Source organism: Rhodopirellula baltica SH 1 (assembly GCF_000196115.1).
Taxonomy (GTDB): Bacteria; Planctomycetota; Planctomycetia; order Pirellulales; family Pirellulaceae; genus Rhodopirellula; species Rhodopirellula baltica.
This window is the reverse complement of the sequence record NC_005027.1, coordinates 6,483,517-6,510,050: the sequence shown is the minus strand read 5'-3', so window position 1 is coordinate 6,510,050 and position 26,534 is coordinate 6,483,517. Positions and strand designations below refer to the sequence as shown.

Below are 26,534 nucleotides of genomic sequence, written 5' to 3'. Positions count from 1 at the left end.
GGGTTCTACGGCCTAGGAATGAGAACCGATCACGCAAACAGCCATGTTTTCGTGATCAAGTTCCTTTGCCCCATGACCCTCTAAACTTTGAATCGCGATATGAAGACGGGTTTGTTTTCATCGCGTCGATTTCAAAGGAATGCGTTCCAAATGGATGGATGAACCATCACGCCAGGATTCGTTCGCCGAGCGTTCCCTCACTCTGCTCGGTTCATTTGAGTACCAAGTGCTTCAATTGCGAACGATGAGCGATCCTCTGGATGCCACTTTTCTAGGCAGGGCTCTCACCGTGATTCAGTCCATTCGCATGGACGCTGCCGATTTGGAATTGGTGACGATCGCGGCGAACGCTCGCGACATTCAAACATCGTTGCAGCAGATCGCCGAACGGGAACAGTCGCCCGGAACGGAAGCGGTCGGAAAAATTCTGCGGAAAACACATCGTCTGCGGCAATTGATCGAAGCAAGCACCGACGATTCGAATTTGCCGGATGCCCGCAAAACCACCCAGAACGCGGGAATGGATAAAACACCAGCCCCAAAACGACTCCGCCCCCAATTCACGGTTCCGCCCGCGGCCAAGCGACTCGAAGATCTGATGGGCGAAATCTTGCTCCGCCTCGATGACTGCTTGGCGGTGGAACCGAAGTCACCCGACGATACCGCACCCACCGGAGTCTCCGATTTGACATCACCCGGCGATGAAGAATCAGAGATTCCAAACGATGATGTGATCGAAAGGTGAAAATCGTGGACGAATGGAGGCTCGGCCTTGTCTCCTCCTCCGAATCGCCCAGCCCTGTTTTTGTGGGGATTTGTGGACGGAACAGGCGTCTGGAATTGCATCCCAACACCCTCTAGCGGGTCTTCTCGCGACAATCCCCCGCAATCGAACGATCGGGTCGTCAACGCCGCTTCCGAAAACATTCCATCACGGTATGATTTTCGGACATGACTAAACACATTTTTGTTACCGGCGGCGTTGTCAGTTCTCTCGGCAAAGGCCTGACCAGTGCATCCATAGGCATGGTTCTCGAACGCCGCGGACTGCGGGTTCGAATGCAGAAACTGGATCCGTACATCAACGTTGATCCGGGGACGATGAGTCCCTACCAACACGGCGAGGTTTACGTTTTGGACGATGGGTCCGAAACCGATCTCGACCTCGGCCACTATGAACGATTCACGTCGGGCAAGCTGAATCGCGATTGCAATTACACCACCGGACAGATTTATCTTTCGGTGATCGAAAAAGAGCGACGAGGCCAGTTCCTCGGCAAAACCGTTCAGGTCATCCCGCACGTCACCAACGAAATCAAACGCGTCATCAAACGCATGGGCGGCGATGACGTCGACGTTGTGATCACCGAGATTGGTGGCACGGTCGGTGACATCGAGAGCCTCCCTTTTCTCGAAGCGATTCGTCAATTCTCACTCGATGCCGGTCGCGAAAATTGCTTGTACATGCACCTGACATTGGTGCCATACCTGAAGGCCGCTGACGAACTGAAAACCAAACCGACTCAACACTCGGTCGGTCAACTGCGTGAAATCGGAATTCAACCGGACGTATTGGTTTGCCGCTGCGAACAATCGATCAGCCGTGATGACCGAGACAAGATTGCTTTGTTCTGCAACGTGGAACCGGAAGCGGTCATCGAAGAAAAGGACAAAGACTTTTCGATCTACGAAGTTCCATTGTCGCTCGTCGACAACAAACTCGACGAGTTGATCGTCAAGAAACTCGGGCTGACTTCAGCAGGCAGTTTGGACATGACCCCGTGGAATGACTTGCTGCATCGATTGCGCAATCCACGGCACGAAATTTCGATCGCGGTCGTCGGTAAATACGCCGAGCACAAAGACGCATACAAATCGATCTACGAATCACTCGATCACGCGGGCATGCACCATGACGCGCAGATCCGAATCGGACGCATTCAAAGCAGCGACATTGAACGCGAAGGTGCTGAGCGATTGCTGAGTGGATTCCACGGCATCCTTGTTCCGGGTGGCTTTGGCGAACGAGGCGTTGAGGGCAAGGTCCAAGCGATCCAGTTTGCTCGCGAGAGAAACGTGCCGTTCTTTGGCATTTGCTTGGGCATGCAAACGGCAGTCATCGAATACGGCCGCAATGTGCTGGGACTGGAAAAAGCTCACTCGACCGAATTTGACAAAGACACACCTCATCCGGTCATTTGTTTGTTGGACGAACAACAAAACGTGATCGACTTGGGCGGCACGATGCGTTTGGGAAGCCAGCCGTCTCGATTGGTCGCCGACTCAAAAGCCATCCAGGCGTACGGTCGCGAAGAGATCGACGAACGACACCGACACCGTTACGAATTCAACAATGAGTATCGCAAGGCTTTCGAAGACGCTGGCATGCGTTTCACTGGATTGAGCCCCGACGGTGGGTTGGTTGAAATCGTCGAAATCGATTCCCACCCGTGGTTCGTGGCGGCTCAATTCCACCCCGAATTCAAGAGCAAGCCGTTGAAATCGCATCCGTTGTTCACCGATTTTATCGAAGCAGCGATCAACCGTCGCAAACAACGCGTAACCGAAGAAATTGCCTCGGAGACAGAGAAGCCAACCGCTTCCTGAACCGATACAGTCTCCTCCCCCTCTTTACCTGATTTGCCATGACAAACTCTGATCCAAAAGAAAACGAAACAGACGAGTCGCCTCAAATCGTGGTGGACTCGGATTGGAAAGAACAAGTCGCCAAAGAGAAAGAAACTCTGGCCAACCAAACCGAAATTGAGTCCAGCAGCGATTCTGTGGCTGAAACCAAAGAAGCCTCCGCTGAATCCGCGGGATCCAAGCTCCCACCGGCCAGTTTCGAAGTTTTGGTGTCAATGTTGTTCACACAGGGAATGAGCTCACTGGGCCAGATCCCCATGCCGGGCCAAGAAGAAGGCCGTGTCGACAAACCGATGGCGAAACACTCCATCGACACGCTCGAAGTGTTGTCGGAAAAGACCAAAGGCAACTTGTCCGACGACGAATCGAAGATGTTGACCGAAGCCACGCACGCGTTGAGGATGGCCTACGTCAGCACACGCGGTTAGAGTGAAACGCTGGTTTCTCGGATTCGCTTCTCGCACTCGCTATCTGCTGCCATGCCATCCACCGATCGAACACCGTTGTTCGGCCAATCGCGTTTCTTCCGCGTCGCTGGTTTGTTGCTAGCGATCATCGCGGCCTCGAACTGGCCGGCGCATCGCCTGGTTGCTCAGGATGAGCCTGTCGAAGATTCCGCGGCTGTTGCTCTGTATGCGGACGCGGCGAACTTCCAAACCAACGGTGCGATCGGATTGGCGGTCGATACGTGGAGGAAATTCCTGAAGGAATACCCGAGCAGCCCGCTGGCGTCCAAAGCATCGCACTACCTGGGCGTTTGCTACATGCAACAGGACACGCCCGATCTGAAAGCTGCTGCCGAAGCTTTCAAAACCGCGCTCGAAGACACCAAATACGACCTTCGCGAAGAAAGCTTGTCCAACCGAGGTTGGTGCCTTTACGCCGCTGCCGGAACAGGCGAAGAAGCGGATCCAAAATTGCTCCGCGAATCAATCGCGACCTACGACACGCTGATCAAAGAAATCCCTGATTCGCGATTGCTCGACCGAGCGTACTTCTATCGAGGTGAAGCCCAGTACGCACTCGGTGAATTGGACAAGGCCATCGAGTCCTACAACGCGATGATGAAGCTCGATGACATCGCGAGTTCCGCGCTGCGGTGCGATGCTCTCTACGCTCGAGGCGTCGCGTTGGAGGAACAAAAAAACTACGACCAAGCCCAATCGTCCTACCAACAATTGCTCCAGGCATGCGCCGACTCGGACTTGGTAGTCGATGTCGAGATCCGCATGGGCGACATGCATTTGTTGCAGGGCGAAATGCAAAAAGCCGTCGAGCGTTTCGACTCGGTCGTAACCAATGCAGACGCTACCGCGGAAGACAAGGCTTACTCTTTTTTCCGCCAAGGCTACGCCTACGCCCAAGACGGTGATCCAACGAAAGCGTCCGCGTCATACGAAAAGCTTCTGACACAATTCCCTCAATCGCCTTACGCTGCCGCGGCCACCTTGGCTTCCGCTCAAACGCTCTATCAAGCGGGAGACCTCTCGGGCGCCGCTTCGCGATTCCGCGACGTCCTCCAAGGGACGGACCCTGTCGCCGCAACCGAATCGGCACACTGGCTGGCCCGAATTGATTTGGGCATCGCCAACCGCGATCCATCCAGGACAGCAGAAGCGGCCAAATCGGCCTACGATGTCGCATCAGAATTGATTGCCAAAGGTCCTCAGGGCAGCTTTGCTGTCGCTCTCAAGCTGGATGCGGCGGAAGCATTGTCATTGCAGCCAGACCGATTGAACGATGCTTTTGAACAATACCAATCCATCGCAAGCGAACATTCGGACCATCCCCTCGCACCACGCGCTCTCTACAACGCGGCATTCGTTGCTCTTCAACTTGGGAACACCGAACAAGCCGTGAAGCTGGCTGATTCGTTCGAATCGAAGTTCTCGAGTGATCCGCTCGCACCGGATGCTTCGTTCGTCGGTGCGGAGGCTTTACTCGCGTCCGGCGATGCATCGTCCGCGGCGGAGCGTTACCAAACACTGATTGATGACGCCAAACACCGCGATCACCCGCAACTCGCGACGTGGATTTTGCGTGGGGCAACAGCCTGGAAAGCAGCCGGCGAACCTACAAAGACCGCCAAGTTGGTTCGTGAAAATTTGGAGGCGATGAATACGCCGGAGCAGAAGGCCGAGGCATTGCTGCTGGCTGGCCAAGCAGAACTGTCCAGTGGCGATGCAGCTCAAGCCGCCAAAACATTTCAGGCCAGCCGAGAGGCTGCGCCACAGTGGGCTCGTTCGGACGAAGCTTTCCTGATGGCCGGTCAATCGCAATTGACCGCAGGAAATCGCGAGGCCGCGGAGGGCATTTGGAAAGAACTCATTCGCAGCAATGGCGAAAGCCGCATGGCTGACCAAGCCCGATACAAACTGGGGCAATTGGCCAACGGCGAACAGCAATACGCTGCCGCAATCGAATACTTTGAACCGATTCTGGCATCCAAGCGGGATGCTGGTTTGTTGCCTTTTGCTCGCTATGCCAAAGGCATGGCCGAACTGCAATCACAACAACACGAGCGTGCCGCCGAGTCTTTCTCAGAGCTGATCGACCAGAACCCCGATCACACGTTGAGCGACGATGCGCTGCTATCGCGAGGGATTGCTTACCGACATCTGAATCGCGAGGCCGATTCGCGAAACGACTTGAACGCGTACTTGGATTCGAAGCCAACCGGCAACAACCTTGGACATGCCTTGTACGAACTGGCGTTGTTGGACCAAAACGCATCGCAAACGGTTCAAGCGGCCGAATCCTTGCAACGGATCGTCGACGAAGTCCCTGACTATCCCGACATGGACAAGGTGCTTTACGAACTCGGTTGGTCACTCCGCGAAAGCGGAAAGGATGATCAAGCCCTTACCAAGTTTGAACAACTGATCGCGAAATACCCGGACAACGCCTTGGTCGCCGACGCGGCCTACTTTGTCGGACAAGATCACTATCGCAATTCGAAATGGGGCGACGCGGCAGCAGCATTTCAGATCGCAGCCGACAAATCCAATGATTTGGACCTGAAAGAAAAATCGCTGTATCGGTTGGGGTGGTGCTTTTACAAGCAACAAAAGTACGCCGAAGCGGAAGCCGCCTTCAAACGTCAATACGTCGAAGTCCAGCAGGGCGGTTTGCTGCTGGATTCGATGATGATGATTGGCGAATCTCGCTTCAAACAGGAACAGTACGAAACGGCTCTGCGGGCCTACACCAAGGCACGCGAGAAGATTGAAGCCGACAATGATTCCGCGAAAACGGTCCGTGACAAAGCCGAACGGCAGGTTCGCGAATTGATCCTGCTGCACGGTGGGCAAAGTGCAGCCCAATTGGGTCAATATGAGGACGCGATTGGATGGTACGACGCTCTCCGAGAAAGATTCCCGGCCACAACCTATCTTCCCCAAGTGTTCTATGAGATCGGATTCGCCGCCCAGAACGCGGGAGACGACGAAAAGGCATTGAAATTCTATTCCGAGGTCGCGGACAATTTCCGAAGCGAAATTGCTGCTCGGGCTCGGTTCATGATGGGTGAAATTCACTTCGCGAACAAAACGTTCGACAAAGCGATTCCAGAATTTCAGCGAGTCATGTTTGGATTTGGGGCGGACAAGGCGGACCCAGTCATCAAGAATTGGCAAGCCAAGAGCGGGTTTGAAGCGGGTCGGTGTGCGGAACTGCTCCAGCAGTCAGCGCAAACGGATGCTGCCAAAGCAAAGGCAGCCAAGTTCGCCAAGGATTTTTACCAGTACGTGATCGATCAACACCCCGGGCACGAATTGGCCGCCAAGGCCAAGCAGCGGGCGGAGGCACTGAAAGCACCGTGAGATTTCTTTCCAACGACCGCCGACGACAGCGCACGACATTAGTCATCGCTGTCTTGTGGGCCGCATTGTTGATCACCGCAGTACCGGGACAGTTCTTGTCGCAATCCGTGTCGGCTCAGGACGCTGCGGAACCGGCGGGTGCAACCGAGGGCATCGTCGATGCTTCTGACATCCAGTCGGTCATGAACGATGAACCGATTCAACAACCAGGATCTGACCAACCATCGGGAATCGATTTGCTGTCGTTGATCGCTCGCGGCGGTCGCTTCATGATTCCGATCGGATTGATGAGCATGTTGGTTGTGACGTTGTCAGTTGAGCGAACCCTGTCGCTTCGCACTGAAAAGATCCTGCCACGGTCGCTCGTCAATCAGATCAGCGATTTGGCTGCGACGCACGAAACGTTTCCACCCAGCACCGCACAAGAGATTTGTGTTGAAAACCCTTCGCCGGCCGCTCGTGTGATATCGGCGATGCTGATGCGAACCGGTCAACCACTCGGCGATATTGAACGGACCGCCAGCGATGCCCTGCAACGCGAAGCGGATCGTTACGCCGGCCCCGTTCGTTGGCTGACACTCGCCGCGGCCGCGACACCGTTGATGGGGCTGCTCGGAACGGTGTGGGGCATGATCGTTGCCTTCCATGAATCGAGCACACTGACGGCAGATCGCAGCCGCAGCGAACAATTGTCAGAAGGGATTTACACCGCACTGGTGACCACCCTGGCTGGACTGGCCGTTGCCATTCCTGCCGCTATTTTGGCTCAGTATCTCGAGAACCGCATTGCAAAATTGTTCCATCGTATTGAGGAGATGGCATTCGTCATCGCTCCGGGATTGGTGCGGTTCGTCGGTCGATCTCGAATGGATGCCGAAGGACAACTGCGTCCACTTGATAATGGTGCGCCACCGCCGATGGCCATTCATTCGCCGCCTCCCGTCACCACTTCGTGATCGATCATGGCTGTTCAACTCAAACGATCCAACGTCGCCGGGACACTCAGTCTGACCCCGTTGATTGACGTGGTTTTCCTGTTGCTGATTTTCTTTCTGGTCACCAGCGAATTTGAAGACGAGGAACGTCAGCTCGACATTGTGCTGCCATCGGCAACCAGCGCCGTGCCAATGACCAGTAAACCTCGCGAGGTCGTCGTTGATATCGACGCTGATGGAACGGTCTTCCTCCGCGGGAAAGCTACCCCGCTGAAAGAGCTCGAACTACTGCTGCAAAAAGCGGTCGCGAGCAACCCGACCAACCAAACGGTCGTGATCCGCGCCGACCAGAACACCAGCTTTCAGCCGGTCGTGAATGTGATGGATGTGTGCAATCGCACCGGTGTGAGCGACTACTCGGTTTCCACCAAAGATGGGCCGGCAGGCTGATCAATTGAGTAAAGACCCTAACCTATTTGACGAGATCTCAGATCCCGATGACGAGCGCATGTGGCCGCTCGACGTCGCGTTGATTTCGTTGACCGGTCTGATCCTTTACATCATCTTGGGTTATCTGTCGTTTGATGACCCACGTCCGATGTACAACGCGTGGACCTACGTGATTGCGGTGCCTTTGATTGGTGCTGTGTCCGCATTCACGCTGCACCAGATCGCGTCAAAATACGTTCAGAAGTCGTTTCAGCTCGGTTTCCTCTTCAGCATCTTCGTGCACTTGTTGTTGGTCGTATTGGCGGTGCAGTGGATGATCTTTCCACACTACTTCCCCGAGGCATTTGCCGGAGTGAAGCCGGACCGATCTCCGATCCGCAAAACGGTTCCTGAATACCTGTTTCAAAAGCCAGACGAATCCAACGCGGTGACTCCGGATTGGTCGCAACCCGTCGACGCAGAAACAACGTCGCAGGTCATCCCTCTCGAACAACGACAGATGCCGCCGGTGAAACGTTCAGCACCTCGACTGGAAGTTCCGCGTCCCAACGCAGAGCAACCGCGAGAACCAGAAAAGTTTTTGATGGAACGCGTGCAGCCAGAAATGGCAAAGCCACAACCATCCGACTCGCCTTCCCGGTTGGCTCGACGTCGCCAACCAACCGAGCCTGCTCCTCAATCGCAATCGGCACCGCAAGCACCCGAGATTGATACGTCGGTGGCACCATCGGCGGATCAATCGCCGACAGAGAAATCAACGTCCGCGGCGGCAAAACGACAGCGTAGCGGAGCGTCCATCGCCATGTCGGCCGATATGGCGCCGACACCCAGCCGCGATCCGGCGCCGGCGCCCGTGCCGACAATGCGTGCGATGGCGGAATCGTTGCCGACGGTTGGATCGGCAGGGATTGCCCGCGAACGAAGCCAACGCCAAAGACCGACCAGGCAATCCGCGGCGGGAGCCGCTCCAACTCCGCCGACCGTTTCGATCGCGAAGATCGAGGTCGACGCCGAGCGGATGCTTACACCAGAACTCGCACCTGTTCAGCGAACCAGCCAAGCGGTGGGCGCAAACGTGACACTGTCACCGGGTGAATCCGCCATGGCGGCACTTAACAATGCTCCGACGACGGGGCAGGGCGATCTACCACAAGCTGCGCGCTTGGCCACGATGGCGGGAATCCCGGACGCCACCAATCAAGCACTCAGCCGGCCTCGATCAGCCAAACGACGAAGCGTTGGACAACGAAGCGGTTCGACGGGACCGGGGCCCGATTCGGGGGCGATCGCAGCGATGCTGGCCGATGCATCGACTGACAACACTGATCCAGAAGCATCCGACGCAGCCGCGGATCGCGACCTCATCGACGACACTCGCTCACGCGACTCAGCCCGCGACTCAGAGTCTTCACTGAACGAATTGGCGATGACCGCGGATCCGGTCTTCGACCTGAACGCCCCGGAAGGTCCCGCCGGGCTATCCGTTGAACGAGCCGAAAAGGCCGGTATTGTCCCATCCGATGAACCGGTGGAAATCGCGGCTTTGGACCTCACCCGTGGCCCACGCCAACGACGTGATGTCGGGGGCCCGGTCACACCGGCGGGATTGTCAATCGCAGCCGTGGAGCAATTCAGCCGGCGAGTCCAACGCACCAACGGTGGCGCCGCACCAGCTCCCGCCGGGATGGTCGGCCCGGCCACGGAAGAAGCCATCGAGCTTGGCCTCGCCTATCTCGCTTCCTTGCAAAACGAAGACGGCAGCTGGTCCCTCCAAGGGCACGGCGAAGCGGTGATGCTGCAATCTGACACCGCCGCAACTGGCATGTGCTTGTTGGCGTATCAAGGTGCTGGCTACACACACCGCCAACATCAATACGCACCGGTTGTCGCCAAAGGACTGAAATTCCTGATCGATAACCAACGCACTAATGGTGATTTGTATCGCCGAGAGAACCCGTTGAGCGATCAAAACGTCGCGTTCTATTCGCACGGCATTGCATCGTTGGCGATGTGCGAAGCGTACGGCATGACACAAGACAGCGAACTGCGTGAACCGGCTCAGATGTGCCTCAACTACATCGAAGCAACACAGCATAAACAACGCGGTGGATGGCGATACACACCGCAAGTCAGCAGTGATACGAGCGTCACCGGTTGGATGATGATGGCACTCAAAAGCGGCGAGCTGTCTGGCCTGGATGTTGAACCGGACACCTATGCCGGAATCAATCGCTGGTTGGAACTGGCCAAAGCCAGCCCCACGGAACGCGACCGATACCGATACAACCCGTTCGCTCCCAACACTCCCGCACAAGCGCACGGACGACGCCCATCGCCCACAATGACTGCGGTCGGAATTTTGATGCGAATGTACTCGGGTTGGAGCCGGGAGAATGAAGACATGCAGTCAGCAGCCGACTACATCGCTAAGTTCCCGCCCAGCATCGGAACGAATCGGGCGCCACAACGAGACACCTATTACTGGTACTACGCCACTCAGGTCATGTTCCACATGGGCGGCGAGCACTGGGACAACTGGAATCAATACCTCAATCCAGTCCTGATCGACAGCCAGATCAAACGAGGACCGGAAGCGGGCAGTTGGGATCCTGAATTGCCCGTGCCGGATCGATGGAGTGCACATGGCGGACGCTTGTACGTCACCGCCATGAACCTACTGAATCTGGAAGTCTACTACCGGCATTTGCCGATCTACGAAGAAACCGGCGCTCAACCAGAGTTCTAACTTCAGCGTGATGCGGGTCGTCCGCCACGTCCGCGATTGTTCTTCGAACCGCCGGACTTGCCAGCTTCGCTGCCGGCTGACTTGCGTCCCACCGTGCTTCCGCGGCCACTGACGCTGCCTTCGGCTCGCCCGCGACGGCGACGACCACCGGGCTTGGATCCTCCACCCGTACCACCTTGAGCTCCCGAGCCAGAACGCGAGCGACCACCGCCGCTTTGTCCGCCGCCGCCAGAGCGACCTCCAGAACGCGAGCTTGCTTTGTCGCCGGATTCCGGATCTTGCAACGGCCGTGGTTGGCAACCGGGCAACCCCGTCGCGACGGGAATTTGCAGTTTGATCTCTCGCTCAATCGCGATGAAGAACTTGGTCTCATGACCACCACAGAACATCACCGTCTCGCCTTCGCGTCCCGCCCGCCCCGTCCGGCCAATCCGGTGAACATAGGCTTCGGGAGTGTTGGGCGTGTCGTAGTTGATCACGGTTTGGATGCCATCGATGTCGATCCCGCGAGCGGCCACATCGGTTGCCACCAAAACATCGAGTTCATCGTTTTTGAACTTGTTCAGCGTCCGAACACGGTTGGCTTGAGTCTTGTTGCCGTGAATCGCCGCGGCTTTCACACCGGCTTTAACCAATCGCCTAGCAACCGCATCGGCACCGTGCTTGGTGCGAGTGAAAACCAACGTTGAACCGGTGGCCTTCGTTTCGATGAAGTGATTGAGCAATCGCGGCTTGTCGGCTTGAGCGACAAAACAAATCGATTGTTCAATTCGTTCGACCGTGGGCTTCTGCGGTGCGATTTGAATGGTGACTGGATCGACCAAAATTTCGTCGGCCAGTTTACGAATGGGTCCCGGCATGGTCGCCGAGAACAGCAGATTCTGTCGATCGCGAGGCAGAAACTTCAGGATGCGTTTGACGTCGGGCAGAAACCCCATGTCGAGCATGTGATCAGCTTCGTCGAGAACCAGGATTTCAACGTCCTTCAAATCGATGAAACCTTGGTTGACCAAATCCAACAATCGACCGGGCGTGGCAACCAGCGTGTCGACGCCAGATTGCAATTCACGAACTTGCGGGTTTTGGTTGACACCTCCGAAAATGACCGTGCTGCGTAGCCGGGTCTTTTTGCCGTAGATTCGAAAATTTGCTTCGATTTGGGCGGACAACTCACGAGTTGGCGAAAGCACCAACGTGCGGATGGGTCGTCGCCCGGGACGTCCACCACGACGCTTGGATGGCTCACGGCGTTCCTGGTCGTCCTCCCACATGATCTGCAGGATCGGTAAAGCAAACGCGGCCGTTTTGCCAGTGCCGGTTTGAGCGGCACCGAGAACATCGTTGCCGTCGAGGATTTCGGGGATGGATTGAGCTTGGATGGGGGTCGGAGTTTCGTAGCCGGCTTGCTCGAGGCCTTGCAGCAAAGGGCCAGTCAGCCCCAGATCTTCAAATTTGTTCAAAACAGGGTCCAAGGTGGGAATCGAATCACGCGGAGCGTGAGCCGTGCAATCAGCGAGCCCGTTGAACCACTTCCTGGTCGCTCTAGAACTCGCCCCAGGACCAAGATGGTGTTCCCCTCGTTCACAACCATGTGAGCGATACAGGGACCCAATGAACCCGGATGCGTTGACCGCCAAGTCGCGAAAAAAATCGTCGCGGGCGGTTTGTTGCAAAAGACTAGCTATCCGCCCTCAAAAGTCCATTGCAAATCGGCTTTCACACGCTGGAATGCGAGTTTCTGCCCCCCAGCAATCCGATGACGGAGATTCTGTCACTTCCCCAATCGTCCAAGGACCGATCGAGCCCGTTTGGCGGCCGACGCGAGTGCGTCGGCACTGGTGTCGGCGAGTTCTTGAAGGACTTTGGCAGTGGACGCATCGATCTGAGGCAATCGCCCGAGCATTGTAGCGGTCCAGTAAAGCTGATCAGACGCCAGAGGACTCCAGCTTTCACCGTCCTCGCCTTCGTACAACACCGTCTCCAACAATCCGGCCATCTCTTCTTCCTCATCTGCGGTCGGCTCAACTGATCCCGACAAAACCTCCGCTGCCCAAGTCCGAACCTCTTCGTCGTCCGATTGCAAAGCGAGTAGACAATCGACAGTCTTTCCATGGACGTTTTCTTGACGAGCCAATGACTCCAGCTCGCTCAGGGACAATTCATTCTCGCTCATCAAGGTCGCTTCAGTTCAAGATTGGATTGGGTGAAGGGGATTCATTCAGACAAGCACTGAGAAACTCCATCGTGTGCATGACCCGCGGGGCCGGATGGGCTTCGGTCGCCATCGAATTCAGATGTGTCTGCAACTGCGTCAAACAACCGATGTTGCCGCTGACCACAATCGGGGCTCCCGTTGCCATCACGGCCTTGGCTTTCCGACGCCCAAGTTCATCCGCGGTTTCGGGTTGATCCAAGTTGTAAGTTCCGGCTGAGCCGCAACACAAGTGCGCCTCCGCCACATCCACCAGCTCCACGTCCGGCACCCGGCGAAGCAACTCACGCGGTTGCACTCGCACGCCTTGGGCGTTGGCCAAATGGCAGGCGTCGTGGTAGGCCACTCGCACAATGGCCTCGCCCTCGTGGACCAAGGCAGGTCGCTTCAGCCGAAGCCGATCGGCGTGTTCGCAGACCACCACCGACACGTCCTTGACCTTGCCGGCCAGATCACTGGCCTGTGACTCGATGTCGGTGCCACGCAAGATCATGCCGTACTCTTGCATGCCCGATCCGCAACCGGCCGCGTTGGTCACAACGGCATCGAATGACGATTGATCACCCGCAAACACTCGCACGTTGTTGCGAGCGAACTTGGCCGCCCGGTCACCATCTCCGACGTGCCAGGCAAGCGACCCACAGCAACTCTGTTGGGTCGGCACGACCACTTCCAAACCAATGTGCCGCAGCACATGAATTGTGGCTTCATTGATTTGAGGTGCCAGGACTTGTTGAGCACACCCGGCCAGCAACGCGACCCGGCCGACCTGGTCTCCCATCGGTGCGTAGCGCGGCTGCAGCTCTTTCGCGGCCGGCAAGGTTTCCGGCAACAACTCCAACATCGGCCGCAACACCGGTGGCACCAAGGCGGAGAGTTTCTTGCCGATCATTCCCATCCGCGCGGCGAATCGAAATCGTTTGGGATACGGCAGCGTTTGAGCGGTCAACCAACGTTGCAACCTTTGTGGCCAAGCCACGGTGGTACGTTCTCGAACAAGCGATCGATACGGACTGAGCAGATGTCGGTACGAAACACCCGATGGGCAAGCGGGCTCGCACGCCAAACAACCCAAGCACGCGTCCAAGTGTGGTGCCGCTTTGTCGGCCGGCATCGCCCCTTCCAACACTTCCTTCATCAAAATGATGCGACCGCGCGGCGAATCGGACTCTCGCTGCAACACGTCATAGGTCGGGCAGGCTGACAAACAAAAGCCACAACGAATGCAAGTGCTGACAGCTTCCGCCATCGCATCCGCATTAGGACCAGAACTTTCCAAGGGAATGTCATGCTGCATGGCGATCAAGCCTCCCGGCGTTTTGTGTGCGATCGCTCGCCGAACTGAAACGGTGCAAAGCGTCCACGCGGATCGATCGCCTTGGCCACTCGCATGACCACTTCGTCATGCCGCCACATCCCCATTTGTGTTCCGTGCGTCGAAGAATCACTTGCGTTGAGCACCAAACCGGCCAGTCCATGCTCGATCAACCATGAGTCCAAAACTTGTAGGTCGCCGGAACCTGAAACGAACAGGACATTGCCGGCCAAGCCGAAGTGCATCCTCCAACCACGCTCAGTCAACTCACCTGGAAACGTCTGAACGACGGTTTCAATTTGTCGCGGAGTCATCGGAATTCGAACCGCGACATCTCCTTCGACATGCAACAGTTTCGACCACGACTTTTCGGCATGCTCTTCGGACAGCCTTCGCGTATCCGCCTCGCCGACATTGCATTGAACGCGATCCATGATGGACTCTGCCACCGCCTGCGGTCCTGGCACTTTCAAAACGATGGACCAATCATCCGGATCAGTCATTCCTGGTTGGCACAACTCAATCGCATCCAATTCCACCGGCAGGCGGGTCAGCGTTTGCATGTGCATGGTTGCGGACGCAAGGTCGCCGCATCTGACGACCCAAGTTTGCGGCTCGACGGATTGAGGAAAGACCTTGAAGGTCAATCGAGTCAACACTCCCAATCGGCCAAGACTTCCGACCATCAGTTTCGGAAAATCAAACCCAGCCGCGTTCTTGACCACCGGCGCGCCGGTATGCACTTCGTTGCCCAAACCATCCAGGAAGGATGCGGCGAGAATGAAGTCGCGTAGTCCGCCGTATCTCCATCGACCAGGGCCGCTCCATCCCGAGGCAACGCAGCCACCAATGGTTGCACCCAATTTGGCTCGCGGTGGATCAAAGGGCAGAGCCTGACCATTTGCCGAAAGCGCAGCCATGATCTCTTCCAATGGCGTTCCTGAGGCGACCGAGATGGTGAACTCGGACGGGTCGTACTGGAGGATGCCCGAAAGCTTCCGCGTGGAATAACGCCGCACTGCGATGCTTGCTGATTCAGTTTTCTCAGTGTGGTTCACACGAGACAAACCTGGCTTGCTGCATCGCCCCACAGGGATCAGATGATCGCTGCCCGAGGAAGCGTTCCAATCGCGAATCAAATCGGCCCAGTGCCGTACTGATTCGGGAGCCTCGATGTTGTCCGTCGTTGCAGACGCAGGATTGGATTCCATGTCACTCACGGAAGATCACTCCCGCTTTTTCCAACGGATGCAATCCAGACGTGGCCAGGGCAGGGGACTCCGCATCGGGAAACATCTTGCCGCGATTGCAAATTTCATGCGGGTCCATTTCCGCTCGCACGCGGTGCATCAAATTGATCGTGGGTTCGTCAAACATCTCAGCAAAAACGCCACGTTTCTCAATCCCCACCCCGTGTTCGCCGGTGATGGAACCGCCCATCTCGATGCACAACCGAAGGATCGAATGAGCGAAGTCGTTGGCCTTGTCAAAGGCCCCTGGGATCTTTCCGTCGTACATGATCAATGGGTGCAAGTTGCCGTCGCCAGCATGAAAGACGTTCGCGACCGGCACGCCACACTCGCGACTCATCGCTTCGATCCGTTCGAGAGCTTCGCCCAAGCAACGCCGGGGAACGACACCGTCCTGCACGATGAAGTCTGGGCTGAGCCGTCCCGCCGCTGAGAACACGGATTTGCGGCCTTTCCAAATCGCCAATCGTTCGGCATCGTTGGCAGCAATCTCGACCGCCGAGGGATGGGTGCTGGCGATCACTTCGGCCAAGATTTCCTTTTCCATCGCAACGCGTTCGGCGGAACCTTCCAGTTCGACAATCAACACGCTGTTGGCATTCTTGGGATAGCCACAGGCCACGGCGGCTTCGGCGGCGCGAATCGACATCGCGTCCATGATCTCCATCGCTCCCGGCAACAAATTCGCGGCGATGATCGCACCAACCGCATTCCCGGCCGCGCGAATGTCGTCGTAACCCACCAAGACGGTATGAAAGACTTCTGGCAAAGGCAGCAATCGCAATGTGGCCTGCAACGCGATCCCCAACATGCCTTCGTTGCCACAAATGAAACCGGTGGAATCCGGCCCGGCATGCTCCAACGAAGATCCACCGATGCTGGTCACGGTCCCATCGCCCAGAACCACATCCATCGCCAACGTGTGCCCGGCGGTCATGCCGTATTTCAAGCAGTGAGCCCCACCGGAATTGAACGCGATGTTGCCACCAATCGTGCACACCGATTGGCTGGACGGATCCGGTGCGAAGTACAACCCGTGTGGGCGAGCAGCCTTAGAAACGGCGAGGTTCACCACCCCGCACTGGACCGTCGCGGTTCGCTCAACGGGATCAACGTGCAAGATTCGGTTCAGCCGATTCAGCGCGATCACAATCCCATCGCGATGTGGCATCGCGCCACCGGACAACCCCGTGCCGCTGCCTCGAGCGACCACCGGCACGTGATGTTCGTAACACCACCGTACCGCAGACACGACCTCGTCGGCGGTCTCGGGAAAGACCACCCCGCGAGGTCGAGCGGTGTACGCGAGCAACCCGTCTGATTCAAAAGCAGCCTGGGCTGCCGGATCGGTTCGAAACCGATCGGCAGGAAACAGCTCTGCCAAACCAGTCAGGTCGCTGGGATTCACTTCACGTCTTTCCAGCTGCGTGTTGCGGCACTGTCTAGCACAGCATCGCAGACACGTTGGGTTTCCAGTGCATCACGGAAAGTCGGTGCAGCGGGCTGGTCTGATTCCAGCGACTTCAAGAAGTCAGCGACTTGGTGCACGAAGGTGTGCTCATAGCCGATCTGCAATCCGGGAACCCACCAATTCGCCATGTAAGGCTGATCGCCATCGCTGACGTGGATGCTGCGCCATCCGCGGACGATGCTGTCGTCGTTGTGGTCGAAGAATTCGAGGCGATGCAGATCGTGCAAATCCCAACGAAGCGAACCGTTCTCGCCGTTGATTTCCAGCGTGTACAACGCCTTGTGACCGCGGGCGTATCGGGTCGACTCGAACAAGCCGAGCGAACCGTTGCCGAAGTGGCAATGGAACGCACAAGCGTCATCGATTTTGACGGGAGTCTTTTCACCGGTTTCGGAGTGCACACGTTCTTTGACAAACGTTTCCGTCACCGCCGAAACATCTTGAATGCTGCCGTTGAGCCACAGTGCGGTGTCGATGCAGTGAGCGAGCAAGTCACCAGTCACGCCGCTGCCGGCGGCTTCCGCATCCAAACGCCACGTTGCCGCACCGCCTTGAGGAACGTCCGCGTTGATCGTCCAGTCCTGCAGGAAGTTGGCGCGGTAGTGGAAGATCTTTCCGAGCCGACCTTCGTCGATCAATTGTTTCGCCAACGTCACCGCGGGGACGCGACGGTAGTTGTACCAAACCATGTTGCGAACTCCGGCCTTTTCAACCGCTTCGCACATTTCGATGCCTTCAGCGGTGTTCATCGCCAAAGGCTTTTCGCACAAAACCATCTTGCCAGCTTCTGCGGCGGCGATCGAGATTTCTTTGTGCAAGTTGTTAGGCGTGCAAACGTCGACGGCATCAATGTCATCGCGTTCGAGCAGCTTCCGCCAATCGGTTTCGACCGACTCGTAACCTTGTTGCTCAGCGAAGGCTTTGGCCTTTTCTTCGTTGCGAGCGCAAACCGCTTTCAAGACGGGATGGTATTCCAGGTCAAAGAAGCGAGGTGCCTGGCGATATCCGTTGGTGTGCGTTCGGCCCATGAAGCCGTAGCCGATCAGGCCAATGTTCAGAGGTTTCATTCGTCGATTTGGGGGAGAGTAGGAGAATGGAATGTTATTGGAGAGCAGGTGCTCGTCAGCCGGAACGTTTCAGTGCGTCGCAACCTGCAACGCTGGTTCGTTCGAAAGCGAAAGAATCACTCGTTCCAACCATGGGCATCTTGAACGCTTAGCATCGCTGCCAAGATATCGTTCCAGGTTTCAGGTTTGTGCATCACATCGTTGGGGAACATGCATCCGTCCCAGCAGATGTGTTTGCAGGTTTGCAACACATCGCCATGCTCATCACGCAGCCAGTAACCAGCGTCTTTGGCGATGTCCAACTTTCCGTTGGGATCATTGGGCAAGCAGTGGCGTCCGGTCTTGTCGTGGCTGCCCGTGCCGTGCACGGTTGCATCGTTCTGTGCAACGTGGAAGTCGATCGTCCAAGGCCGCAGGGCATGGGTCAACTCTTTCAACGCCGCCGCTTTTTTCGCTTCGTCGGACCAATCAAAGTCCTGAGGCAAAATCGCATCTTCGGGAGCGTTGTAGCCGAGCAAGTACAACAACGTGTGTGCCATGTCGGCTTGGAACCCGAATCGCTCGGGATGGCCAACGCGTTCCAGCAGATCAACCATTTTTCGCCAGGACTGCATGCCGCCCCAGCAGATCTCGCCTTCGGCGGCGAGGCGTTCGTCGTACTCTTCAGCGATGTCCGACGCGGCTTTGAACGTGTCGGCGATCTTGCTTTGGTTGGCTTCGGGATCTTTGACCCAATCGGCCACTCCCATCGCACTGTCCAAACGAATGCATCCGTAGGGACGCACGCCGAGTTCACGCAGCTTCTTGCCGATCTCGCAGCCCTTGCGGACTTGTTTCAAGAACGCATCGACTTCTTCGGGACTGCCGCCCGCACTGCCGCCACCGGTGGGTTCCCAGACGGGAGCGACAACGGTTCCGATATTCAGCGATCGGCTGCGAACCTTTTCGGCCAAAGCTTCCAGTTCCTCGTCATCGGCGTCGATGGAAACGTGAGGCGAAAACAAAAACAAATCGACGCCATCAAATTTCCGCCCATCCACTTCCGCCGCAGCGGTCAGGTCAAGCATTTCATCCAAAGGAATGATGGGGTTGGCATCGTCGTCGCCCTTGCCGACCACTCCGGGCCAAGCAGCGTTGTGCAATTTTGGAAACGAGTTCGGGTGCTGGCTCATCGTCGGGAAGTGCCTTTGAACAGAGTGGGGTCGCGGTCAGGTTGAATCGCAAGTTTAGACGGGAAGTATCGGCCAGATCACCGAAGTGCCTGAAGCGGCATTTGAGTGAATGGGGCGTCGGATTTTTTCGTTCCCGCGTCACTAGCGTGGACATTGCGACCGCTCGTTGCAAGAACCCCTCGGCGATCCCGTGATGTTAACGACGTGGTACGCCATCCAATCTGAGAAGATTCGTCATGAAGCGGATGGCATTGAAAGCGGTTTCAACGTATTTGGGCGTCGCCGCTCAGACGGAAAGCATTGGCCTGACGCCTCTCAGCAACGATCAACGTCCGAGATAAGCGTCCAATTGGTCGGCTTTTCGCATCAAGTACGGCACGTGCTCGTCGGTGGCCTGCACGAGACGCTGCAACTGCCGCAGTTGATCCTGGAATTCTTGATTGAATTTTCTTTGCTGATCATCCCGCCAGCTCTGTTCCAGTTGGTTCATCTGCGCCGACAACCCTGTTCCGCGCTGCCGCAGTTCTTCCGCAAACCGAGCCAACTGCGATGCAAATTGGCGAATTTGATCCGGATCACCGATAGCTTGATTCATGAAATCGCCTGAAGAGATTGTTGATAGAACTGCAAACTCGCACTGAGCCCATGACGGTCGGCCAAGTCGATCAGCAACTTCAAGGCAGCCGAGCGAGTTTTTGCGGGACCAATGACCGCGCGGCGAATCGACGCTTGACGCAGCGACTTCATCGCCGCCATGTCTTGGCTGAGCAACAATTGGCAGCGACCGGTGAGCAGGTAAGCTCCCGGCGAATGGGTTTCTGAATCCAGCAGAGGTTCCAACTCATCGATCGCTTCGTCGTATCGTTCCAGGTCATAGAGAGCTTCTCCCAAAACCATCCGCAGATAGGTCAGCGATGGATCTCGGGCCAACCGGGCACGGCAAACTTTCAGCCGGCAATTCCCCCAATCCGCGGTCGCACGTTCAAGTTCGTGATCCGCGGATGAATTGCCCAATCGAGTCGCCAAGTCACGGACTTCGACCAATTGCTGCACCGATCGAGCCAACTGGGCTTCTTCAAGTTCCCAAAGCAATGAGGAGTCATCCGGAAACGTTTCATGGGCCTGACTCAGAATTTTGGCTGCCTGCAACGGCCGATTTTCTTCGCGATATATCGAGGCCAGTTCCAGATACCCATCACGATCCGTCGGGCACGTCTTCAGATGATGTTCCAGTTGCTGACGCCGCGTCGGCCCAGCGGTCGCCTCGCTTCCTTCGTTGGTGGGAACAGCGGTCATAAGAAACGCTCTCGAGATGAGAATCATGTAGCAGGGCATTGGCCAGCGAACCGGAACTGAACCGAGACTGACGTTGCCAGAAGAGACCACTTAGTATGGATGACGCGAGCCCGGATTGCAAAATTGCTGCCCCCCAGTTTGGTTTACCGGTCCGTTCTCGTTGGGAATGGGCTATCATGACAAACCCGTTCGATGGTTCTCTCGACCTCGATCGTACCCGCCGCGGTCCTCCCGCACCCTATGCCCCGATTCGCGTTCCCTCCTAACAACAACGCGGCCATGCATTCCATGCGACTCATACTGATCCTTTTTGTTAGCTGTTGCTGCGCCACCGCTCAAGGATCGGACGCCCTTCAAACCGCTTTTCAAGATACGGTTCAGCCGTTCCTGCAACAGAATTGTTTGCAGTGCCATGACGACGAAACCGCCGAAGGGGATCTCGATCTCAGTGCTGACCGAAACATCGACGATGTCGTAAAACGGTTTCGTCACTGGGCGGTTGTCTTGGACCGTTTGGAAGTCGGTGATATGCCACCGGAAGATTCCGACGTCCAGCCTTCCGCGGAACAACGCGACGCTGTGATCGCTTGGATCGAGTCCCTCAAAGCGGCGGAAGCAAAACGGACCAGCGGTGATCCCGGGTTGGTTCTCGCCCGTCGGCTCAGCAGTGCCGAATACGACCGCACGATTCGTGATCTGACCGGCGTCGACATTCGCCCCGCAGCGGACTTTCCCATCGACCCAGCCAACGAAGCCGGCTTCGACAATTCCGGTGAATCGTTGACGATGTCTCCCGCATTGCTCAAGAAGTACCTTCAGGCAGCTCGCCGTGTTGGCGAGCACATGGCGATCACACCCTCCGGGCTGGCGTTCTCACCTCACCCGGTGATCACGCCCACCGATCGCGACAAATTTTGCGTCAACCGCATCATCGATTTTTATCGGCAACAAAACACTGAGATCTCGGACCATCTGTTCGTTGTCTGGAAGAATCAGCAGTCCTCATCCGCTACTCCGCTCGACCAACGATGTCGACAACATGGAGTCAGCGCAAAGTACTGCCGCGTTCTGAACGAGTTGCTCGAGAACAAACGCGACGATGATGATCAACCGACCATCGGTCCCATTGCCGCGTTGAAACAAATGTGGAACGACGTCACTCAAAAGGACCTCACGGATACCGAAGCTCGAGAACACTGCGACACCATTGCAAATTTCATCGAGTCGCTGCGAGAATCATTAATTCCTGATGTCCCCAATCTGACCGCACCGGACATGAACCCGGGCTCCCAATCGCTGGTGCTTTGGAAGAACCGGCAATTTGTCGCGAATCGTCGGCGATTCGCGAAAGATCAATTGCCTCCACTGTCGGATCTGATGAAGAGTTTCGATCCCAGTCGATTCGAGATCCCAGCACAAGACGCCGTCGTCACGGCCATGACCGTGCCCGAATCAGAGACCGACCTGGAGGCTTTCTCGCATGAACTGGATCGTTTTTGCAGCGTCTTTCCGGACCAGTTCCTGGTCTCAGAACGTGCTCGCGTGTACCTGGACCAAAAGAAGGAGAAGAATCTCAAGGGCCGCTTCTTGAGTGCCGGTTTCCATAGCCAAATGGGATACTTCCGCGACGACGCTCCCCTTTGCGACTTGATGTTGACTGACGACAAACGCGAGACGCTGGATCGCCTTTGGCTGGAACTCGATTTCGTGACTTCCGCTCCCATGCGTCAATACGCTGGCTTCATTTGGTTCGACCGAACCGACTCGAAGTTCATGCGTGATCGCGTGTTCGATCGATACCGCGCGGAGGACAAGGACTGCATTGCGGAAGAGAAGGTCCGTGGTTTGTGCGATGCCTACACGGCAAAAGCCGAACGCGTGGGAGCGAGCCCGAAAGCCCTCGCGGCGATCCGGCGCTATTTCGACGACATGTCAAAAACCTTTCGCTCACTCGAAAAAATCCGCAAACAATCCGAACCCGTTCAACTCGAAGCGATGCTGCAGTTTGCCGAGCGAGCCTACCGCCGTCCGCTCAAACAAACTGACAAAGATTCCCTGCTCGCGTTCTATCAATACTTGCGAACCGAAGGCGAACTCGATCACGAAGAATCCATTCGCGACTGCGTCGTGCGGATCTTGATGTCACCTCATTTTTGCTACCGCGTCGACCCTACCAATCAACTGGCCGACTCCGACGCGAATGCCTCGAAGTTGCCGTCCGGTGTCGAACCACTGGACTCGCATTCGTTGGCCAACCGTTTGAGCTACTTCGTTTGGTCGAGCATGCCGGATGAACAACTGATGGAACTCGCGGCACAGGATCGACTGCAAGAACCTAAAGTCCTCGCCGAGCAGACGCATCGGATGCTGAGTGACATTCGCAGCCAAGGCTTCGTCCGCGAATTCATGGGCAACTGGTTGAACTTTCGACGCTTTGATCAACACAAAGGAGTCGACCGAGAAAAGTTCCCGACGTTCACGGATGACCTTCGGCAGTCGATGCTGGAAGAACCACTCAGATTCTTTGCCGATTTCATTCAACGTGACGGTTCCGTGCTCGATCTGCTGTACGCGAATCACACTTTCGTCAATCGAGAACTGGCATCGCACTATGGCATCGACGAGCAAAGTTTTAACTCGCTGATGGAAGCGTCGGACTCCGATGACGATTGGGTCCAACTACCCAATGCCAACCAGTACGGACGAGGCGGTTTGTTGCCGATGGGTGTCTTCTTGACTCGCAATTCGCCGGGACTGAGAACCAGCCCCGTGCAGCGAGGCAATTGGGTTGTCCAGCGAGTCCTCGGCGAGCACGTTCCGGCACCTCCCGCCGAAGTTCCGGAATTGCCTGAAGACGAATCCAAACTAGGTGACCTGACCATTCGCGAAGCTCTCGCTCGCCACCGGGAGCACCCCAGTTGTGCGGGATGCCACGAGAGAATCGACTCGATGGGATTGGTTTTCGAAGGCTACGGTCCCGTCGGTGAAATGCGAGACGCGGACCTGGGTGGACGCTTGATCGACGCCAGCGTGGTGTTCCCCGATGGCGGCCAGGGCGACGGCATCGAGGGCCTGAAAGATTACATTCGCCGCGACCGTGAGAAGGACTTCGTCGAACATCTGTGTCGCAAGCTTTTAGCCTTCGCACTAGGACGTTCCTTGCAGCTATCAGATGAATCCTTGATCGCTGAGATGCAGTCCAACTTAGAAGCCAATGAATACCGTTTTCAATCCATGATCGAAACGATCGTGACCAGCCCCGCGTTTCGCAACAAACGCGTTCAACTCGCCTCCGTCGACAACGCTCCTCATTCAGAAACGGAACCTTCTCCATGAATCCTGCTGTCAATCGACGAACATTGCTGCGCGGCGCCGGTGTAGCCATGGCTTTACCTTGGTTGGAATCGATCCCAGTTTGGGGCCGCGAAACGATGGTCGGGCATGATGCCGCCGAAACCCCACAACGCTTTGCCGCGTTGTTCATGGGTTGCGGGATCAATGCCGATCACTGGTGGGCCAAAGGATCTGGCAAAGACATGGAACTGGGTAAAAGCTTGGCTCCCATGGAACCGCTCAAGCACAAACTGAACTTCATCACCGGGCTGTTCAACGAGAACGCCACCGGAGTCGGCATCCACCCGGGGCAGACAGGCAACATTCTTTCAGGTGCGTCGCTTAAGAAGGGTTCGGAACTTCGCGGCGGCATCAGCATGGACCAAGTTCTCGCGAATCATTTCCAAAACCAAACGGCGGTTCCGAGTTTGGTTCTCGGATGTGAGCAACCGGTCACGGGATACCACGAGACCAATTTCTCGATGGCGTACAGCTCACATATCTCGTGGCAAAACGCGACTTCGCCAGTGCCAATGGAGGTCTACCCATCGCTCGCTTTCGACGCGCTGTTTGACAACCAAGGCAGCCGCCGCAACGAGAGTATTCTGGACCGAGTAGGTGAGGACGCGGCGTCCCTGCGACGACAAGTCAGCGTGTCCGACCGAGCCAAGTTAGAAGAATTTCTTAGTAGCGTCCGTGAGGTCGAGAAACGAGCGGCGTCAATGCGGGCTGCACATGCGAAAGCGAGCGACCGAGCGAAAGACCAAGGCAAACCGATTCATGCAATGAAACGTCCCGACGACGGATTGCCGGAAGACATCCGAGAGCACATGCGATTGATGTGTGACATCGTTGCCTTGGGATTCCAAACCGACAAAGCTCGTGTGGCGACACTGTTGCTCAACCGCGATTTGTCAGGATTGTTCTATCCGTTCCTGGACGTCCAATCGACGCACCACTCCGCTTCGCACAGCGATCGTTCGGATGCCTACGAACGAATCTCGCGATACTACTGCAGCCAGTACGCGTATTTGGCCGGCAAGCTTGACGCGATGGCGGAAGGCGACGGCACGGTCTTGGATCATTCATGTTTGCTGTTCCTGTCCAGCATGTGGTCAGGCAACGCTCATGATTCGAGCAAGCTGCCCGTGCTACTGACCGGTGGTTTGTCGGGAAGCCTAGAATCCGGACGCGTTTTGGATTACCTCGAAGAGTCCGACGAGGACCGAAAACTGTGCAGCATGTACCTGTCGATCATGGATCGCATGGGAGTCGAACTCGACGAATTCGGTGACGCCGAAAAACGGCTCGCCGGACTGTGATCGGTCTCGAAGCCTCCGCCCCAATCCGCGTACGATGGGCTTCCAAGCCCGTCGAAATGAAACCTCGAAGGGTCAGCACGCCCCACACCAGCTACATGCGGCACGATGAGTGCCGCCGCCTGTCTTCTTCGGTTAGCGCCCCAGCCACCCAGATTTTACAATTTGCAATTTACAATTTCACTTTTTCAATCAATCCGTCCTCTCACCTGTGGCCGCTCCGCGGCTTGCCGAGTCGAAGGGGGTGACGCTCGAGACCTCGGGTTGAAAACCCGAGGCTGACAACTGCCACCGCTCCGCGGTTGTTCAATCACCCGAACACACCCAGTCGCGGAGCGACGACAGGTGACGATCGACGGGCTTGGAAGCCCATCGTACAGCGTTATCGGGGTTCACTCGATGAAAGGTTTGAACTCAGATCACTTGCCGCTGTACCAAACGCCGCGACGCCATTGATGCAATTGCAAACGACGAAGGAATTCCTCAGGCAATGCCGGCAAGGCTTCCGTCGCCACGTTCAATGCGACCTGTTCGACATTTCGCATGCCGACGATCACGGTTTGAACCGCGGTGGGCGACATGGCAAACTGAATTGCGGTAGCGGCCAGTGAATAATGCTCGTCCAATCCGAACTCTTTCAAATCATCACCAATGGCATCGACTCGTTTTGTTGTCCGTTGCATGCGATCGCCCGCGAAGTAACCGGATCGAAAGTCGTCTTCCGGAAACTGGTGGTCGGCTGAGTACTTGCCGGTCAGAGCACCTTCGTCCAATGAAACGCGAACAATGACACCAGTGCCCGTTTCTTCCGCAACCGGCAACAACTGGGCCGCGGGCTCTTGTTCAAAGATATTGAACACGACCTGAACCACGTCGACCAATCCATCTCGCATCAACTGAATCACGCAGTTCTGATCTTGCTCGGGGGTGCACAAACCAATGCGATTGATTTTGCCTTCCTGACGAAGCTTTTGCAGCACGAGCAATGGCTGCGGATCGTCGTTCCAAGCCGATGTCCATGAGTGCAGCTGCAACAGATCGAGGCATTCGACACCGAGGTTTCGCAAACGCTCTTCGACGTTAGCACGGATGTAGGCCGCACCGTAACGGTCCTGCCAACGGCAATATGGGCTGGGTGGCCAAGGGCCTTCCGAAGGTGGCGTTTTGGTCGCCACGTGAATCTTTTCGCGGATCGAGGCGGGCAGCTGTTTCAGAAACTGACCGATGACTTGTTCACTGCGACCGTCCCCATAACCCGGCGCCGTATCAATGAATGTGATCCCATGTTCGATGGCATGCTGCAGTGCAGCGAGAGAAGCCTCGTCGTCTTGAGCGCCCCATTGTCCACCAAGAGCCCACCCCCCGAATCCGAGTCTCGAAACGGGAAAACCATCATGACCAAGGGAGACTTGTTTCATAGCAAACGTTTCACGTGGTGAGATTCGCGGGTGGAAATGGAACGGGTCTGGAAAGCGATGACGATTATCGGGTCGGTCCGTCT

General features: G+C 56.4%; 19 protein-coding genes. 9 read left to right on the top strand and 10 right to left on the bottom strand.

The window, feature by feature from the left end:
* Positions 1-139 precede the first annotated feature (139 nt).
* From RB_RS25075 to RB_RS25045, 7 genes are all read left to right on the top strand, one after another.
* Complete coding sequence (locus tag RB_RS25075; RefSeq protein ID WP_007331557.1) at positions 140-745, top strand: hypothetical protein; 606 nt, start codon at positions 140-142, stop codon at positions 743-745.
* Positions 746-951: 206 nt separating this feature from the next.
* Positions 952-2,607 (top strand): CTP synthase, encoded by a 1,656-nt coding sequence (locus RB_RS25070; protein WP_007326169.1) that lies wholly within the window; start codon positions 952-954, stop codon positions 2,605-2,607.
* Positions 2,608-2,645: 38 nt separating this feature from the next.
* The gene (locus RB_RS25065; protein WP_011123553.1) at positions 2,646-3,074 is read left to right on the top strand and encodes a DUF1844 domain-containing protein; all 429 of its coding nucleotides are present in this window, start codon (positions 2,646-2,648) and stop codon (positions 3,072-3,074) included.
* A 51-nt stretch (positions 3,075-3,125) separates the two neighbouring features.
* Positions 3,126-6,467 (top strand): tetratricopeptide repeat protein, encoded by a 3,342-nt coding sequence (locus tag RB_RS25060; RefSeq protein ID WP_011123552.1) that lies wholly within the window; start codon positions 3,126-3,128, stop codon positions 6,465-6,467.
* Positions 6,464-7,423 carry a MotA/TolQ/ExbB proton channel family protein gene (locus RB_RS25055; protein WP_011123551.1) on the top strand — a complete coding sequence of 320 codons (960 nt, stop codon included), beginning with the start codon at positions 6,464-6,466 and terminating at the stop codon, positions 7,421-7,423. The genes RB_RS25060 and RB_RS25055 overlap by 4 nt, the downstream gene beginning before the upstream one ends.
* A 6-nt stretch (positions 7,424-7,429) precedes the next feature.
* Positions 7,430-7,852, top strand: a complete 423-nt coding sequence (locus tag RB_RS25050; RefSeq protein WP_007326173.1) for an ExbD/TolR family protein — start codon at positions 7,430-7,432, stop codon at positions 7,850-7,852.
* The gene (locus RB_RS25045) at positions 7,836-10,598 is read left to right on the top strand and encodes a hypothetical protein (RefSeq protein WP_011123549.1); all 2,763 of its coding nucleotides are present in this window, start codon (positions 7,836-7,838) and stop codon (positions 10,596-10,598) included. Before RB_RS25050 ends, RB_RS25045 begins: the two co-directional genes overlap by 17 nt.
* Before the next feature lie 2 nt (positions 10,599-10,600).
* Here RB_RS25045 and RB_RS25040 read toward each other — a convergent pair whose 3' ends face one another.
* The 9 genes from RB_RS25040 to RB_RS25000 form a co-directional block, all read right to left on the bottom strand.
* The gene (locus RB_RS25040; protein ID WP_164922481.1) at positions 10,601-12,070 is read right to left on the bottom strand and encodes a DEAD/DEAH box helicase; all 1,470 of its coding nucleotides are present in this window, start codon (positions 12,068-12,070) and stop codon (positions 10,601-10,603) included.
* A 299-nt stretch (positions 12,071-12,369) separates the two neighbouring features.
* Positions 12,370-12,771, bottom strand: coding sequence for a hypothetical protein (locus RB_RS25035; protein ID WP_007331564.1), 402 nt, complete (start codon positions 12,769-12,771; stop codon positions 12,370-12,372).
* 10 nt (positions 12,772-12,781) lie between these two features.
* Complete coding sequence (locus RB_RS25030; protein WP_011123545.1) at positions 12,782-14,116, bottom strand: (Fe-S)-binding protein; 1,335 nt, start codon at positions 14,114-14,116, stop codon at positions 12,782-12,784.
* Positions 14,113-15,345, bottom strand: a complete 1,233-nt coding sequence (locus RB_RS25025) for an FAD-binding protein (RefSeq protein ID WP_011123544.1) — start codon at positions 15,343-15,345, stop codon at positions 14,113-14,115. The genes RB_RS25030 and RB_RS25025 overlap by 4 nt, the downstream gene beginning before the upstream one ends.
* Entirely contained in the window at positions 15,338-16,783 is a 1,446-nt protein-coding gene (locus RB_RS25020; protein ID WP_011123543.1) for an FAD-binding oxidoreductase, read from the bottom strand. The genes RB_RS25025 and RB_RS25020 overlap by 8 nt, the downstream gene beginning before the upstream one ends.
* Positions 16,780-17,913: a Gfo/Idh/MocA family protein gene (locus tag RB_RS25015; protein ID WP_007326180.1), complete on the bottom strand. Its 1,134-nt coding sequence runs from the start codon at positions 17,911-17,913 to the stop codon at positions 16,780-16,782. The genes RB_RS25020 and RB_RS25015 overlap by 4 nt, the downstream gene beginning before the upstream one ends.
* A gap of 116 nt (positions 17,914-18,029) precedes the next feature.
* Positions 18,030-19,085 carry a sugar phosphate isomerase/epimerase family protein gene (locus RB_RS25010; RefSeq protein WP_011123542.1) on the bottom strand — a complete coding sequence of 352 codons (1,056 nt, stop codon included), beginning with the start codon at positions 19,083-19,085 and terminating at the stop codon, positions 18,030-18,032.
* 325 nt (positions 19,086-19,410) lie between these two features.
* Entirely contained in the window at positions 19,411-19,680 is a 270-nt protein-coding gene (locus tag RB_RS25005) for a WXG100 family type VII secretion target (protein ID WP_007326182.1), read from the bottom strand.
* Positions 19,677-20,381, bottom strand: coding sequence for a tetratricopeptide repeat protein (locus RB_RS25000; protein WP_007331569.1), 705 nt, complete (start codon positions 20,379-20,381; stop codon positions 19,677-19,679). The genes RB_RS25005 and RB_RS25000 overlap by 4 nt, the downstream gene beginning before the upstream one ends.
* Before the next feature lie 240 nt (positions 20,382-20,621).
* Between RB_RS25000 and RB_RS24995 the strand changes: the two genes are divergently transcribed.
* Both RB_RS24995 and RB_RS24990 read left to right on the top strand, forming a co-directional pair.
* Complete coding sequence (locus RB_RS24995) at positions 20,622-23,717, top strand: DUF1592 domain-containing protein (protein WP_164923037.1); 3,096 nt, start codon at positions 20,622-20,624, stop codon at positions 23,715-23,717.
* Positions 23,714-25,036, top strand: a complete 1,323-nt coding sequence (locus tag RB_RS24990) for a DUF1552 domain-containing protein (protein WP_011123538.1) — start codon at positions 23,714-23,716, stop codon at positions 25,034-25,036. The genes RB_RS24995 and RB_RS24990 overlap by 4 nt, the downstream gene beginning before the upstream one ends.
* A 416-nt stretch (positions 25,037-25,452) precedes the next feature.
* Here the strand turns inward: RB_RS24990 and RB_RS24985 are convergent, their stop codons facing one another.
* Positions 25,453-26,451, bottom strand: a complete 999-nt coding sequence (locus tag RB_RS24985; RefSeq protein ID WP_011123535.1) for an aldo/keto reductase — start codon at positions 26,449-26,451, stop codon at positions 25,453-25,455.
* Between the last annotated feature and the right edge of the window lie 83 nt (positions 26,452-26,534).